This is a genomic window from Saccharothrix algeriensis, from assembly GCF_016907655.1.
GTDB classification, from domain to species: Bacteria; Actinomycetota; Actinomycetes; order Mycobacteriales; family Pseudonocardiaceae; genus Actinosynnema; species Actinosynnema algeriense.
On sequence record NZ_JAFBCL010000001.1, the window covers coordinates 2,499,516 to 2,513,312 of the forward strand.

Below are 13,797 nucleotides of genomic sequence, written 5' to 3' on the forward strand. Positions count from 1 at the left end.
CGGGGTTACGGTGGGCGGCGTGCGAATCGGACTGCTGACACGGGAGTACCCGCCGGAGGTCTACGGCGGGGCCGGGGTGCACGTCGGCTTCCTGGCCCCGGAGCTGCGCCGGCTGGTGGAGGTCGAGGTGCACGCCTTCGGCGACCCGCGCCCGGACGCCGCGGCGTACCGGCCGGTCGCGGCGCTGGCCGAGGTGAACCCGGCGCTCGGCGTGCTGTCGGCGGACCTGGCGATGGCCGCCGCGCTGGGCGGGGTGCAGCTCGCGCACTCGCACACCTGGTACGCCAACCTGGCCGGGCACCTGGCGAAGCTGCTGCACGGCGTGCCGCACGTGGTCACCGCGCACTCGCTGGAGCCGCGCCGGCCGTGGAAGGCCGAGCAGCTGGGCGGCGGGTACCGCGTCTCGTCGTGGGTCGAGCGCGCCTCCTACGAGGCGGCGGACGCGATCATCGCGGTGAGCGAGGGGATGCGGGCCGACGTGCTGGACTGCTACCCGGCGCTGGACCCGGCCCGCGTGCACGTGGTGCGCAACGGCATCGACACGTCGGTCTACCACCCGGTGGTCGAGGCGGACGCGCTGGCGCGGCACGGGATCGACCCGGACCGGCCGATCGTGTCGTTCGTGGGGCGGATCACGCGGCAGAAGGGCCTCGCCCACCTCGTCGCGGCGGCGCACCGGATCTCGCCGGACGCGCAGGTGGTGCTGTGCGCGGGCGCGCCGGACACCCCGGAGATCGCCGAGGAGACCCGGCTGGCGGTCGCGGAGCTGGCCGAGGCGCGGCCCGGTGTGGTGTGGATCCGGCAGATGCTGCGGACCGACGAGGTGCGGCAGGTCCTGAGCCGGTCGGCGGTGTTCGTGTGCCCCTCGGTGTACGAGCCGCTGGGGATCGTGAACCTGGAGGCGATGGCCTGCGGGACGGCCGTCGTGGCGTCGGACGTGGGCGGCATCCCGGAGGTGGTGGAGCACGGCCGGACCGGGTTGCTGGTGCACTACGACGAGGCGGACCCCGAGGCGTTCCGGACCGGGCTGGCCGACGCCGTGAACGAGGTGCTGGCCGATCCCGACCGGGCTCGGGCGTTCGGGCGGGCGGGGCGGGAGCGAGCCGTGCGGGACTTCTCCTGGGCGAGCGTCGCCACCCGGACGGTGGACGTCTACCGCAGCGTCCTCGACCAGCGCTGAGTAGCCATTGACCTACTCTATGTGACACGCGCCACACCCATTCGAGGGAACCTCGCACGCGGGTGACCGCCTTTAACCAGTAGGGGATCAACTACTGGGGGTCACATGCGGTGGCTTGCGCTGGTCGTGGCCGTGATTCCGCTGGCCGGGTGCGGAGCGGGGACGGAGCTGTCGGCCGCACCGGAACTCACGATCGAGGGTCGCTCGATCGTGGATCCGCAGGGGCTCCAGATGCGGGCCGAGGCGGAGCTGAGCTACACCCTGAACTTCGGCTACGTGGCGCGCGCCGGCCGCGAGGACGTCAACTGCTGGTTCGCCCGCACCGGCGCGAAGTCCGAGGTCGACACCCGGTTGTGGTGCGGCCCGGTGCAGGTGCCGGGCACCGCGGCGGCGACGGACTGGGTGCCCGTGCCGCTGAAGGAGGTCGAGCGCGGCGACGGCGGCGTGCGGCTGGAGGTGCAGCCGCCGCAGGTGCCGGAGCTGGGCACCCGCAGCACTCCGGTGGGCAGGCTGGTGCGCACCGACGGGCGGGAGACCGAGGCCGACCAGGGCGTCGGCGAGGCGGGCCCGGACTTCCTGGCCGTGCTGCCCGACGACGGCCGGCCGCTGGACGGGGCGACCGGGATGATCCGCGACGACCAGCTCTCGGCCCGGATCACCGGCTACGGGACCCCGGAGTCGTGGCGGACCGAGCAGGGCGAGCTGCGGGCCGAGCACGGCGTGCGGCTGCGGGTGCTGCGGCTGGCGGTGGAGCGGCTGACCGAGACCGACTCGGCGTTCCGGCAGACGCCCTGGGCCGGCTGGCGGCCCCAGCCGCCGGAGCTGGCGCTGCAGGTGCCCGGCCGGCGGCACCGGCTGCCGATCGAGCGGCTGCCCGAGAACGGGTCGGTGTTCGTCGTCTACACGGTGCCGGAGTCGGGTGGCGGCGAGGAGCTGGTGCTCCACACCGTCGGGGCGAAGTCGTTGGAGCAGCGGGTGGAGGTGCCCTCGGGCCGGCCGCTGGCGGACGCGCCCGCGGTGCTGCGGCGGCCGGGCGGGCCGGCCGAGCCCGCGCCGGTCGAGCACCGGCTCCGGGTGGGCGGGCAGGACGGCGCGCTGGAGGTCCAGCAGGTGCGGCTGGGCAGGCAGCGGCCGGTGAGCGCCGGGGCGCAGTTCTCGCTGGCGACGGCGTCCGCGCCGGACCGGGCGCTGCTGGAGCTGCGGCTGCTGGGCAAGGGCCTGCCGCAGACCGCCGCGGGGCCGATCACCCAGCACCTGGTCGCGGTGACGCTGCCGGACGGGTCGCGGGCGCCGCTGGTGGGCGCGCGCCACGGCGGCGACACGTTCCCGGTGGCGCTGGTGGTCGAGGTGCCGGCCGACGTCCGCTCGGTCGACGTGTCCGTGACGTCGGGATCGGTGGCGCTGCCCGTGCTGGGCGGGACGGCGGTGGAGGCGGGGCCGCCGGTGACCGTGCCGCTGGACTTCTGAGCCGCCCGCGCCGCCGACCGGCCGCGCGACCCGGACCCGACCGGCGCCGGGCCGACCGGGGTCACGAGCCGTAGTGCTCCACCAGGCTGACCAGGGTGCGCGCGGCGAACCCGGAGGCGCCCGGGACGACCTCGGCGTAGTTCTTGTCCGACCGCGCCGGGCCCGCGATGTCCAGGTGCGCCCACGGCAGGCCGCCGGCGAACTCGCGCAGGAACAGCGCCGCCGTGATGCCGCCCGGACCGGGCGGGCACTGGCGCAGGTCGGCGACGTCGCTGGCCACCTCCTCGGCCAGGTACTCCGGCAGCGGCATCCGCCACCAGGTCTCGCCGGTCCGCTCCCCCGCCGCCACGACCGCCGCGGCCAGGGCGTCGTCGGAGGCGAACAGGCCGCCGGTCCGCACGCCCAGGCTGACCTTCATGGCGCCGGTCAGGGTCGCCACGTCGACCAGGGCGTCGGCGTCGAGCGCGCGCACCGCGTACGCCATGGCGTCGGCCAGCACCAGCCGGCCCTCCGCGTCGGTGTTGGTCACCTCGGTGGTCGTGCCGCCGTAGTGGCGCACCACGTCGCCGGGGCGGTAGGCGGTGCCCGACACGTGGTTCTCCGCGCACGGCACCAGGCCGGTCACCCGGACCGGCAGGCCGCGGCGGGCGACGGCGACCAGCGCCGCGATCACCGCCGCGCCGCCCGCCATGTCGGTGCGCATCAGGTGCATCCCCTCGGCGGGCTTGATCGAGATGCCGCCGGTGTCGAAGGTGATGCCCTTGCCGACCAGCACCAGGTGGGGGCCGGTGGCCGCGCCGTTCCAGGTCAGCTGCACCAAGCGGGGCGGGCGGGCCGAGCCGCCGCCGACCGCGAGCACGCCGCCGAAGCCCTCGGCGGCCAACCACCGCTCGTCGCGGACCGCCACCTCCAGGCCCGGCGCGGTCCGGGCGAGCCTGGCGGCGGTCGACGCGAGCCAGGCCGGGTCCTTCAGGTTGGCCGGGGCGTTGGCCAGGTCGCGGGTCAGGGCGGTCGCCGCGGCCAGGTCGACGGCCTCGCGGACCTCGTCCGCCGCCGCGTCGCCCACCAGGCGCACCGCCTTCGGGCGGGGCGGGGCGGGCTCGCCGGTCACCCGGAACCGGTAGCCGCCCAGGACCAGCCCCAGGACGAACGACCGCACGTCGGCGCCGGGGGTCAGCAGCACGTCGAACGCCGTGCCGCCGTCCCGCTCCGCCTCCGCCTGGAGCGCCCGGGCCAGCGACGCGCCCGCCGTGCGCCAGTCCGCGGGCGCGCCCTCGCCGACGCCGAGCACCCAGTGCCCGTCCTGCCGGTGGGTCGCGCCCGCCTGCCCGCTGACCTGCCCGGTCAGCACCAGGTCCGCGCCGCCGGGCCCGAGCACGGGCGGCTCGCCGGGCCGGGCCAGCACCACCCGCCCGGCGCCGCGCCGAGGGGTGCCGGCCGCCTCGACGGCCACGAGCGGGGAGGGGACGGGCAGGCGCACTGGGACTCCTCGGCTGGACTGGCGGTGGTCAGGACGAAGCGATGCCCCGGTTCCACTGTGGAAACCGGGGCCCGACGACTTCTCGCTCCGGCTGGGTCAGCCAGCGGCTGCCTTGAGGGCGTCGCCCAGGGCGTTGGCCTCTTCCGCCGACATCTCGACGACGAGTCGACCACCACCCTCGAGCGGAACGCGCATCACGATGCCACGCCCCTCCTTGGTGACCTCAAGGGGACCGTCGCCGGTCCGGGGCTTCATGGCCGCCATCGCGTGCTCCCTCCGTCAACATCTTCCCCGTCCGACCAGGGCCGGATACTCCGACCCATTCTCCCCTATGCGGACTCGCCGGCGAAACCGAACCGATCTTTCCAACCGATCCGTGCTGTGCCGGCGATCTTCGCCAACGCGCACTTCAGCGCCAGGATCGCCGCGCCCCAACGATTTCCGGCCGGCGATTTCACCGTCACCTGGTCGTGACCGATTCCGGCGCTGTGGCGTGTCGCGGGGTCGCCCTGACAGACTCCGATCCCGTGCGAGCACGTTCCGCGCTCTTCGACGTCTACGGCGGCCACCTCCGCGAGCGGGGTGGCGCGGCGACCATCGCCGCCCTGGTCCGGCTGCTGGAGCCGCTGGGCTTCGCCGCGCCCGCCGTGCGCACCGCGGTGTCCCGCACGGTGCGCCAGGGCTGGTTGGAGCCGGTGCGGCTGCCCTCCGGGCCGGGCTACGCGATGACACCGCGCGCGGAGCGCCGGCTGGACGAGGCCGCCGCCCGCATCTACCGGACCCGCCCGTCCACCTGGGACGGTCGCTGGCACGTCGTCGTGCTGGAGGAACTGCCCGCGCGGGAGCCGCGGGACCGGCTCGCCTCCTCCCTGCAACTGCTCGGCTACGGCGCGCTCGGCCCCGTGACGTGGATCGCACCGCGGCCGTCGCCGGAGCTGGCCGACGTGCTCGCCGGCGAGGGCGTGGCGGCGAGCACCTTCCACGGCGAGCACGAGGGCGCGGCCGGGGCGCTGGCGGCGCGGGCCTGGGACCTGGCCACCCTGGGCGCGGACTACGCGCGGTTCGTCGCCGAGTGGGAGCCGGTGGTGTCCGCAGTGGACGGTGCGTCGCCGGCCGGCGCGTTCGCCGCGTCCCAGCGGTTCCTGCACGCGTGGCGGAAGTTCCTGTTCCGCGACCCCGGGCTGCCCCGCGAGCTGCTGCCGGAGGGCTGGGCGGGCCGGGCGGCGGCGGAGTTCTTCGACCGGCACACCGCCCGCCTCGCGCCGGCCGCCCGCGAGTTCGTCGACGACTGCCTGGGAACCGACTAGACCGGAGGTCCTGCCCGTGTCCGACCTGCTCATCGAGGACGCCGACCGCGTCCGCACGATCACGCTCAACCGGCCGGAGTCGTTCAACTCGTTCACCGTCGCGCTGAAGGAGCGGCTGCTGGAGGTGGTGCGCGAGACGTCGGCAGACGACGCGGTGCGCGCGGTGGTGATCACCGGGGCGGGGCGCGCGTTCTGCGCGGGCCAGGACCTCAAGGAGCACGTCGCGCTGCTCCAGGCGGGCGACCCGGCCCCGCTGCGCACCGTCGAGGAGCACTACAACCCGCTGGTCGAGGCGGTGGTGGCGATGCCGAAGCCGGTCATCGCGGCGGTCAACGGCACGGCGGCCGGCGCGGGCGCGTCCCTCGCCTACGCCTGCGACCTGCGGGTGGCGGCGGCGTCGGCGAAGTTCCTGATGGCCTTCGCGAACGTGGGCCTGACGGCCGACTCGGGCGCGTCCTGGACACTGCCGCGGCTGATCGGGCACGGCCGCGCGATGGAGATGCTGCTGCTGGCGGAGCCGGTCGGCGCGGAGGAGGCGCTGCGCACCGGCATGGTCAACCGGGTGGTGGCCGACGGCCGGGCGCTGCCCGCCGCGCGGGAGCTGGCCGCCCGGCTCGCCGCCGGGCCGACCACCGCCTACGCCAAGATCAAGGAGGCGATGGCGTTCTCCGGCGCGCTGTCCGCCGCGCTGGAGGTCGAGGCGCGCACCCAGGCCGAGGCGGGCGCCACCGCGGACCACCGGGAGGCGGTCGCGGCGTTCGTGGCCAAGCGGCCGGCGCGGTTCACCGGGCGGTAGCGGCCCCGGTGGCGCGGAAGCAGGTCTCGATGTGGTCGTCGACCATGCCGGTGGCCTGCATCAGCGCGTAGCAGGTGGTGGGGCCGAGGAAGGTGAAGCCCCGCCGCTTCAGCTCCTTGGCCATCGCCGTGGACTCGGGTGTGACGGCCGGCACGTCCTGGGCGGTCCGGGGCCGCCGGTGGCGGCGCGGCGCGAACGACCACAGCAGCTCGTCCAGCCCGACGTCGAGGCGGGCGACGGCGCGGGCGTTGCCGATCGTCGCGTTGATCTTGGCGCGGTTGCGGACGATGCCCGCGTCGGCCATCAGGCGGTCGAAGTCCTCCGGCCCGTACCCGGCGACGACCTCCGGCCGGAAGCCGGCGAAGGCGCGGCGGAAGTTCTCCCGCTTGCGCAGGATGGTGATCCAGGACAGCCCGGACTGGAAGGACTCCAGGCTCATCCGCTCGAACATGGCCACGTCGCCGTGCAGCTCGACGCCCCACTCGGTGTCGTGGTACTCGGCGTAGTCCGGCGTGCTGTCGCCCCACGGGCAGCGGATCACCGGTGGTACCCCCGGGCGAACTCGGCGAACCTGCGCAGCGACCACCGCACCCCCGGCGCGAGCACCAGGCCCAGCGGCTTCGGGATGTCCTCGGCCCAGGTGAACCGGCTGCCCGCGCCGCGCGGCTCGACCAGGAACTCGGCGGTCCCGCGCACCAGCCGGCCGGTGTGCCGGACGGCGCAGCGGCGCGGCGGCTCCCAGGCCGTGACGCGCATGGTGTCGGTGAACCCGATCGGGCCGACGCCGGTGAACGCGGTCAGCCCGGTGCCGACGCCCCGGCCGTCGCCCGCGGTCACCCGGACCTCGGTGGCGAGCATCCACTCGCCCTGCCGGGCCCAGTCGGTGACCGCCGCCCAGGTCACCTCGACCGGCGCGGCGACGTCGACCCCCAGCTCAAGCCTGGTCACGCGCGGTCTCCAGCTCGGCGACCCGCGCCCGCAGCCGCTCGACCTCGCCGGCGAGCCGGTCCAGCGCCCAGTCGACCTCGGTCATCTTGTAGCCGCGGAAGACCTGCTGGAACCGCAGGTCGCGCACGTCGTCCTCGGTCAGCTCGTCGGCGGGCAGCCGGGTCGGCGACGCGCCGGGCGGCAGCGGCGCCAGTTCCTCCCCGCGTCCGAAGACGAGGGCGGCCAGCAGGAACACCACGGCCGCCACGAGGACCATGACGACGAGGTAGATGAGCGCGGTGGTCACGGGACGATCGTGGCACACGCCGCGCTTGCGGGCCGTGAGGAAGCGGCGGAAGACCGGTCCGCGGGCCCGAACCGACCGCGGGCGGCTGATCCCGGCGACAGCCGCGGGCGGCGGGTCCGACGACAGCCGCGGGCGGCTGGTCAGACGACAGCCGCGGGCGGCGGGTCAGACGACAGCCACGGGCGGCGGGTCAGACCGCGGAGAAGACCAGGCAGCGGCGGGCGAGGACGAGCAGCCGCAGCAGGACCGCCAGCAGCACCGCGCTGGCGGCGGTGACCGGCAGGGGCATCAGCAGGCGGGTGGCGTCCAGGTGGGCCGTGGCGACCACGATCGCCAGGGTGCCGAGCAGGCTGACGCCGACCGCGCCGACCGCCACCGCGCCGGCCAGGCGCGCCAGGGTGTGCGCGCCGGCGCCCCGCCGGGCCAGCCGGCGGCCCGCGAGCACGGCGCACAGCGCCGCGCCGGCGAGGACCCAGCCGGTCGAGTCGTTGGCCCGCGCCACCGCGAGGTACCAGTCCGGCGGCGGGCCGGCGTCGTCGAACGCGGACCACGGGCCCACCCAGTACTGCCGGTTCAGCTCCCACAGCACGTGGCCGAGCGGGAGGACCAGGACGAGCGTCCACAGCGTGCGCACGCCGTGCGCGAGGGCCAGCAGGCCCTGGTAGTCGCGGGCGATCCGGTGGACCGGGCCGAACTCGGCGACCGCCCGGCGCCGGGCGTCCGCCGCCGGCAGGCCGCCCGCGCGGTGGGCGGCCACCGCGTCGTCGAGGCTGTCGCGGGCCTCCGCGAGCAGGTCGCCCTTCACCTGCGCCGGTCCCCGCAGCCTGCGCTCCAGGTCGGTCAGGTACTCGTCGATCACGTCTGCGCCGGCCACGGCCCGCCCCCCAGCACGCCCTCGATCACGGCGGTGAACTCGCGCCACGCCGTCCGCTCGGCGGCCAGCGCCCGCCGCCCCGCCTTGGTGAGCCGGTAGGTGCGCCGCTGCCGGCCGCCGACGGTGCTCCACTCGCTGGCGACCAGGCCCGCGGTCTCCAGCCGGCGCAGCGCCGGGTAGACGGTGCCGGTCGGCAGGTCCAGCGCGCCGCCGCTGCGCAGCTGCAGCGCCTCGATGATCGCGTAGCCGTGCAGTTGGCCGCCGTCGAGCGTGGCCAGCAGCAGGGCGTCGAGGTGCCCGCGCAGCGCATCCGACTTCACGGGCGCCGACTCTACGGGGTCGCGGGTTCCGGGGGGCATCCGGGAAAACCCCGATCACATGTAGGTTGCCTACATATAAGGTGGCTACTCATGGACGCACTCGGACTCGCCCGGCTCCAGTTCGCCGTGACCACGTCGTTCCACTTCCTGTTCGTGCTGCTGACGCTCGGCCTGGTCACCGTGGTGGCGGTCGCGCAGACCCGCGCGGCGTTCTCCGCCAACCCCGTGCACGCGCGGATGACGCGGTTCTGGGGCCGGCTCTACGTGGTGAACTACGCGCTGGGCATCGCCACCGGCATCGTCATGGAGTTCCAGTTCGGGCTGAACTGGTCGGGGCTGTCGCACTACGCGGGCGACGTGTTCGGCGCGCCGCTGGCGATGGAGACGCTGGTGGCGTTCTTCCTGGAGTCCACCTTCCTCGGGTTGTGGATCTTCGGGTGGGACCGGCTGAACAGGTGGGCGCACCTGGCGCTGATCTGGCTGGTGGCGCTGACCGCCTACGCGTCCGCGTTCTGGATCATGGTGGCCAACGCGTTCCTGCAGCACCCGGTGGGCCACGAGGAGCGCGCCGGCGTGCTGCGCCTGGTGGACTTCCCGGCGCTGCTGGCCAACCCGCTGTTCGGCACGGCCTTCGGGCACGTCGTGCTGGCCGCGCTGACCGTCGGCGGGGTGTTCGTGACCGGCGTGAGCGCCTACCACTTCATCAAGCGCACCACCGAGGTCGAGTTCTTCCGGCGGTCGCTGCGGCTGGGCGTCGGGCTGACCGCCGTCGTCACGCCGCCGCTGGTCGCCCTCGGCCTCGGGCAGTTCCCGATCATCGACCGGTTCCAGCCCGGCAAGGTGGAGCACGTGGCGCCGGCCGGCGCGGCCGGGCTCGGGCTGATGGTGCAGATCGGGCTGGTGCTGGTGCTGGTCAGCTGGCTGACGGTGCCGCTGCTGTTCCGCGACCTGGTGGTGCGGCTGAGGTTCCCGCTGTACCTGATGGTGCTCGGGATCCCGCTGCCGTTCGCGGCGGCCGTCGGCGGGTGGCTGTTCCGCGAGCTGGGCCGGCAGCCGTGGCTGGTCCACGGGCTGCTGCGCACCGAGGACGCGCTGTCGGACGTCGGCCGGGACTCGGTGCTGCTGTCGTTCATCGCGTTCACGGCCGTGTTCACCGCGCTGGCGGTCGCCGACTGGCTGCTCATCGCGCGACTGGTCCGGCGGGGCCCGGTCGACGCGCCCGCTCCCGTGTCCCCGCTCGTGCCGGCCCTCTGAGCCGGCCCCTCGATCGACCGGTGAAGGGGTGTGACCGTGGAAGTCCTGTGGGTCGTCCTGCTCGGGCTGCTGACGGCGGGGTACTTCGCGCTGGCGGGCTTCGACTACGGCGTCGGGCTGCTGTTCCGGTTCGTCGGCCGGGACGAGGCCGAGCGGGCGCGCGTGCTGCGCGCGGTGACGCCGTTCGTCCTGGGCAACGAGGTGTGGCTGGTCGCGGCGGTCGGCGTGCTGTTCGGCGCCTTCCCCCGGCTGGAGGGGGAGCTGCTGTCCGCGCACCACGGCGGGTTCGTCGCGGTGCTGGTGGGCCTGGTGGCCTTCACCGCGGCCGTCCAGCTGCGCTCGCACCCGTGGTGGGACGTGGTCCTGGTGGGCGGCGCCGCGGTGGTGGCGGTGGGCTGGGGCCTGGTGCTGGGCGGCGTGCTCGGCGGGCCGGCGGCGCTGTGGGCGGTCGGGGTGGCGACGCTGTTCCTGTTGCACGGGGCCGTTTTCCTGGCCTGGCGGCTGTCCGGGCCGCCGCGCGCGCGGGCGGTGGCGGCGGCCCGCGCGCTGGTCGCGCCGGCCGGCGCGTTCGCGGTGGCGGCGGTGCTGTCGAGCGGCCCGGTGCGGGCGCCCGCGGTCGGGTGGGCGGGCGCCGCCACCGCGGCGGCGCTGCTGGCCGGCGCCTGGTCGGCGTTGCGGCTCAAGGCTTATCGGCCGGCCCTGCTCTGCACCGCGGCGCTGTGCGCCGTGCCGGTGCTCGCGGTGTTCGGGGCGCAGTCGGTGGTGGAGGTCGCGGCGATGGCGCACGCCCCGACGCTGCGGGTGTTGAGCTGGGCCGCCGCGGCGGTGCTGCCGCTGGTGCTGGTCTTCCAGTGGGCCACCTGGTGGATGTCCCGTGCGGCACGCTGACCGCGGGTACGTGGTCGCGCTCGCCGCCCTGGGCGTGGCGACCGCGGCCCTCGTGCTGGCGCAGGCGGAACTGCTGGCGTCGGTGCTCGCCGGTGGCGGCGGCCTGGGCCTGCTCGCCGGGGTGGTGGCCGCCCGCGCCGGGCTCGGCTGGGCCGGGCGCGCGGTGACGCAGCGGGAAGCGGCCTCGGTCAAGGCCGCGCTGCGCGCGCGGGTGCTGCGCGAGCAGGTGGTGCGCGGGAGGTCCGGCCCCGCAGGCGGGGTCGTCACGCTGGTGGTGAAGGGGCTGGACGCCGTCGAGCCCTACTTCGCGGGCTACCTGCCCCAGTTGGCGGTGGCCGCGGTGGTCCCGGTGGCGGTGCTGGCCCGGCTGGCGTTCGCGGACCCGGGCTCGGCGGTGACGATCGCGCTGACCCTGCCGCTGGTGCCGGTGTTCGCGGCGCTGGTCGGGATGCACACCCGCGACCGGACGCGGCGGCAGTGGGCCGCGACGGCGGACGTCGGCGGGCACTTCCTGGACGTGGTGCGCGGGCTGGGCACGTTGCGGCTGTTCGGGCGCGCGCAGGCGCAGGCGCGGGCGGTGCGCGCGGTGGCCGCGGCGCACGCGGAGGAGACGATGCGGACGCTGCGGGTGGCGTTCCTGTCGGCGCTGGTGCTGGAGCTGGTGGCGACGCTGTCGGTGGCGCTGGTGGCGGTGCCGGTGGGGCTGCGGCTGCTGCACGGCGGGGTGACGCCGCAGGTGGCGCTGCTGGTGCTGCTGCTCGCGCCGGAGGCGTACCTGCCGCTGCGGGCGGCCGGCGCGCAGTTCCACGCCGGCGCCGAGGGGCTCGCGGTCCTGGAGCAGGTGTCGGCGGCCCGGCCCGAGCCCGCCGCGGTGCGCCGCCGCCCGCCCGACCTGCGGGTGGCGTCCCTGGTGTGCGAGGGGGTCGAGGTGCGCTACCCCGGCCGCGCCGAGCCCGCGCTGAGCGCGTTCGACCTGCGGGTCGCGCCGGGCGAGCGGATCGCGCTGGTGGGGCCGAGCGGCGCGGGGAAGAGCACGCTGCTGGCCGTGCTGCTGGGCGAGGTCGTGCCGTCGGCCGGGCGGGTCCTGGTGGGCGGGGTGGACCTGCGCGAGCTGGACCGGGAGCGGTGGCTGCGGCAGCTGGCGTGGGTGCCGCAGCGGCCGACGCTGTTCCCGGGGACGGTCGGGGAGAACATCGCGCTGGGCGCGCCCGGCCCGGCCGCGCGGGCGGACGTGCGGGCGGCGGCGCGGGCCGTGGGGCTGGCCGGGCTGGTGGACGTCGAGCGCCCGCTGTCCTCGGGCGAGCGCCAGCGGGTCGCGGTGGCGCGGGCGCTGGTGCGCGCCGAGGCGCGGCTCCTGCTGCTGGACGAGCCCACGTCGCGGCTGGACGGCCGGACCGAGGACGTCGTGCTGCGGGCGGCGCGGGAGTGGGCGCGGGGGCGGACGGCGCTGGTGGTCGCGCACCGGCCGGCGCTGCTGGGCGAGGTCGACCGGGTGGTGGAGGTGCGGTGAGGCGGCTGGTGGCGGCGGTCGTCGCGGGCGCGGCGGCCGAGCTGGCGGGTGTCGGGCTGATGGCCACGGCGGTGTGGTTGGTCGTGCGGGCGGCCGGGCAGCCGCCGCTGTCGGCGCTGGCCGTGGCGATCGTGGCCGTGCGCGCGCTGGCGATCGCCCGCGGCGGGCTGCGCTACGTCGAGCGGCTGGCCGGGCACGGCGCGGTGCTGCGCGGGATGGCCGAGGTCCGGGGCCGGGTCTACGACTCGCTGCTGCGGCGGCCCCTGCCCGGCGGCGACGCGTTGACCCGGCTGGTGTCGGACGTGGACGCCGTGCAGGACGCGGTGCTGCGGTGCCTGCTGCCGGCGTGCGTGGCGGGCGTGGTGGGCGTCGTCGCGGTGGTGGCCGCGGGGTTCGCCTGGCCGCTGGTCGTCGGGCTGCTGCTGGGCGGGCTGGTGCTCCCGTCGGCCGCGTGCGCGTCGGCCCACCGGCACCTCCGGTCGCTCGCGCCGCTGCGCGCGGAGCTGGCCGAGCGGGTGGTGACCCTGCGGGACGGCGCGGCCGAGCTGACCGCCTTCGGGGCCGCGGAGCGGGAGCTGGACCGGGCGGGCGCGGTCGTCGACGAGCTGGCGGCGCGGGAGCGGCGGGGGTCGGCGGCCGCCGCGGCGTCGGTCGGGCTCGCGGTGGCGGTGCAGTTCGGGACGGCCCTCGCGCTGCTGGTGACCGGCCACCCGGCGCACGTCGTGCTGGGCGCGGTGGCGGTGCTGGAGGTGACGGCGCCGCTGGCCGACGCCGGCCGGCGGTGGGCCGAGGTGCGCGGTTCGGTGGCGCGGGTCCGGGAGGTGCTCGCCGCGCCGGAAGGGCCGGCAGCGGGAGGACCGGCGGCGGGAGGACCGGGGGCCGGGTGGCCGCCGGTGGACGTGGCGGGCGGGCGGCGGATCGGCGTCGTCGGGCCGAGCGGGGCCGGGAAGAGCACGCTGCTGCGCGACCTCGCGGCGGCGCACCCCGGTGCGGCCAAGGGCGCGCTGGCCGACGCGCACGTGTTCCACCGGACCGTCCGCGCCAACGTGCTGCTGGCCCGGCCCGGCGCGACGCAGCGGGAGCTGGACCGGGTCGCGCGGATCGCGGACCTCGACGTCGGCTGGGACACCGTCGTCGGCGAGCGCGGCGAGGAGCTGTCCGGCGGCCAGCGGCAGCGGCTGCTGCTGGCCCGCGCCCTGCTCGCCGACCCGGAGGTCCTGCTGCTGGACGAACCGGTCGAGGGTCTCGCGACCCGGCACGGCGACGAGGTGCTCGGCCGCGTCCTGCGCGCCGCGCGCGGCGCGGTCGTGCTGGTCACGCACCGCCTGGCGCCGCTGGTGGACTTCGACGAGGTCCTGGTCGTCGAGGACGGGCGGATCACCCGGCGCGGGACGCACGCCGAACTGGTCGGCGCCCCGGGCTACTACCGGGACCGGTGGCGCGCCGAGCACCCCGGCGACCGGACCCGCGCCTGACCGTCCACACCG

The 13,797-nt window shown here is 76.4% G+C and carries 15 protein-coding genes; 8 read left to right on the plus strand and 7 right to left on the minus strand.

Features of this window, described 5'->3' with window-relative positions:
* Positions 1-19 precede the first annotated feature (19 nt).
* Together glgA and JOE68_RS11170 are read left to right on the plus strand one after the other, a co-directional pair.
* On the plus strand, positions 20-1,180 hold the full coding sequence (gene glgA / locus JOE68_RS11165) for a glycogen synthase (protein WP_204842296.1): 1,161 nt from the start codon (positions 20-22) through the stop codon (positions 1,178-1,180).
* A gap of 105 nt (positions 1,181-1,285) precedes the next feature.
* A complete protein-coding gene (locus tag JOE68_RS11170) occupies positions 1,286-2,647 on the plus strand; it encodes a hypothetical protein (protein ID WP_204842297.1) in 1,362 nt (453 codons plus the stop codon).
* A 61-nt stretch (positions 2,648-2,708) separates the two neighbouring features.
* Here JOE68_RS11170 and JOE68_RS11175 read toward each other — a convergent pair whose 3' ends face one another.
* Both JOE68_RS11175 and JOE68_RS11180 read right to left on the minus strand, forming a co-directional pair.
* Positions 2,709-4,127, minus strand: coding sequence for a leucyl aminopeptidase family protein (locus JOE68_RS11175; protein WP_204842298.1), 1,419 nt, complete (start codon positions 4,125-4,127; stop codon positions 2,709-2,711).
* A 96-nt stretch (positions 4,128-4,223) separates the two neighbouring features.
* Positions 4,224-4,391 (minus strand): DUF3117 domain-containing protein, encoded by a 168-nt coding sequence (locus tag JOE68_RS11180; RefSeq protein WP_199441394.1) that lies wholly within the window; start codon positions 4,389-4,391, stop codon positions 4,224-4,226.
* A gap of 263 nt (positions 4,392-4,654) precedes the next feature.
* Between JOE68_RS11180 and JOE68_RS11185 the strand changes: the two genes are divergently transcribed.
* Both JOE68_RS11185 and JOE68_RS11190 read left to right on the plus strand, forming a co-directional pair.
* Entirely contained in the window at positions 4,655-5,434 is a 780-nt protein-coding gene (locus JOE68_RS11185; protein WP_307819634.1) for a PaaX family transcriptional regulator, read from the plus strand.
* A 10-nt stretch (positions 5,435-5,444) separates the two neighbouring features.
* A complete protein-coding gene (locus tag JOE68_RS11190) occupies positions 5,445-6,230 on the plus strand; it encodes an enoyl-CoA hydratase-related protein (protein WP_239563506.1) in 786 nt (261 codons plus the stop codon).
* Here JOE68_RS11190 and JOE68_RS11195 read toward each other — a convergent pair.
* The 5 genes from JOE68_RS11195 to JOE68_RS11215 form a co-directional block, all read right to left on the minus strand.
* Positions 6,217-6,771 carry a DNA-3-methyladenine glycosylase I gene (locus JOE68_RS11195; RefSeq protein ID WP_204842301.1) on the minus strand — a complete coding sequence of 185 codons (555 nt, stop codon included), beginning with the start codon at positions 6,769-6,771 and terminating at the stop codon, positions 6,217-6,219. The genes JOE68_RS11190 and JOE68_RS11195 overlap by 14 nt on opposite strands.
* Positions 6,768-7,178 carry an SRPBCC family protein gene (locus tag JOE68_RS11200; protein ID WP_204842302.1) on the minus strand — a complete coding sequence of 137 codons (411 nt, stop codon included), beginning with the start codon at positions 7,176-7,178 and terminating at the stop codon, positions 6,768-6,770. Before JOE68_RS11200 ends, JOE68_RS11195 begins: the two co-directional genes overlap by 4 nt.
* Positions 7,165-7,464: a DivIVA domain-containing protein gene (locus JOE68_RS11205; RefSeq protein WP_204842303.1), complete on the minus strand. Its 300-nt coding sequence runs from the start codon at positions 7,462-7,464 to the stop codon at positions 7,165-7,167. The genes JOE68_RS11200 and JOE68_RS11205 overlap by 14 nt, the downstream gene beginning before the upstream one ends.
* 190 nt (positions 7,465-7,654) lie before the next feature.
* Entirely contained in the window at positions 7,655-8,338 is a 684-nt protein-coding gene (locus JOE68_RS11210) for a permease prefix domain 1-containing protein (RefSeq protein WP_204842304.1), read from the minus strand.
* Positions 8,320-8,658: a helix-turn-helix transcriptional regulator gene (locus JOE68_RS11215; RefSeq protein ID WP_204842305.1), complete on the minus strand. Its 339-nt coding sequence runs from the start codon at positions 8,656-8,658 to the stop codon at positions 8,320-8,322. The genes JOE68_RS11210 and JOE68_RS11215 overlap by 19 nt, the downstream gene beginning before the upstream one ends.
* A 90-nt stretch (positions 8,659-8,748) precedes the next feature.
* Here JOE68_RS11215 and JOE68_RS11220 point away from each other — a divergent pair, with 90 nt between their 5' ends.
* From JOE68_RS11220 to JOE68_RS11235, 4 genes are read left to right on the plus strand one after another with little or no spacing between them, the layout of a single operon-like run.
* A complete protein-coding gene (locus tag JOE68_RS11220; RefSeq protein WP_204842306.1) occupies positions 8,749-9,912 on the plus strand; it encodes a cytochrome ubiquinol oxidase subunit I in 1,164 nt (387 codons plus the stop codon).
* 36 nt (positions 9,913-9,948) lie between these two features.
* Positions 9,949-10,800, plus strand: coding sequence for a cytochrome d ubiquinol oxidase subunit II (locus JOE68_RS11225; protein ID WP_204842307.1), 852 nt, complete (start codon positions 9,949-9,951; stop codon positions 10,798-10,800).
* Complete coding sequence (gene cydD / locus JOE68_RS11230) at positions 10,787-12,310, plus strand: thiol reductant ABC exporter subunit CydD (protein ID WP_204842308.1); 1,524 nt, start codon at positions 10,787-10,789, stop codon at positions 12,308-12,310. Before JOE68_RS11225 ends, cydD begins: the two co-directional genes overlap by 14 nt.
* Positions 12,307-13,785 carry an ATP-binding cassette domain-containing protein gene (locus JOE68_RS11235; RefSeq protein WP_307819635.1) on the plus strand — a complete coding sequence of 493 codons (1,479 nt, stop codon included), beginning with the start codon at positions 12,307-12,309 and terminating at the stop codon, positions 13,783-13,785. The genes cydD and JOE68_RS11235 overlap by 4 nt, the downstream gene beginning before the upstream one ends.
* Positions 13,786-13,797: the final 12 nt, after the last annotated feature.

Coding starts and splice junctions, on each gene's coding strand:
- JOE68_RS11180 (WP_199441394.1), bottom strand. CDS start 4,391: ATGGCGGCCATGAAGCCCCGGACCGGCGACGGTCCCCTTGAGGTCACC.
- JOE68_RS11170 (WP_204842297.1), top strand. CDS start 1,286: ATGCGGTGGCTTGCGCTGGTCGTGGCCGTGATTCCGCTGGCCGGGTGC.
- JOE68_RS11220 (WP_204842306.1), top strand. CDS start 8,749: ATGGACGCACTCGGACTCGCCCGGCTCCAGTTCGCCGTGACCACGTCG.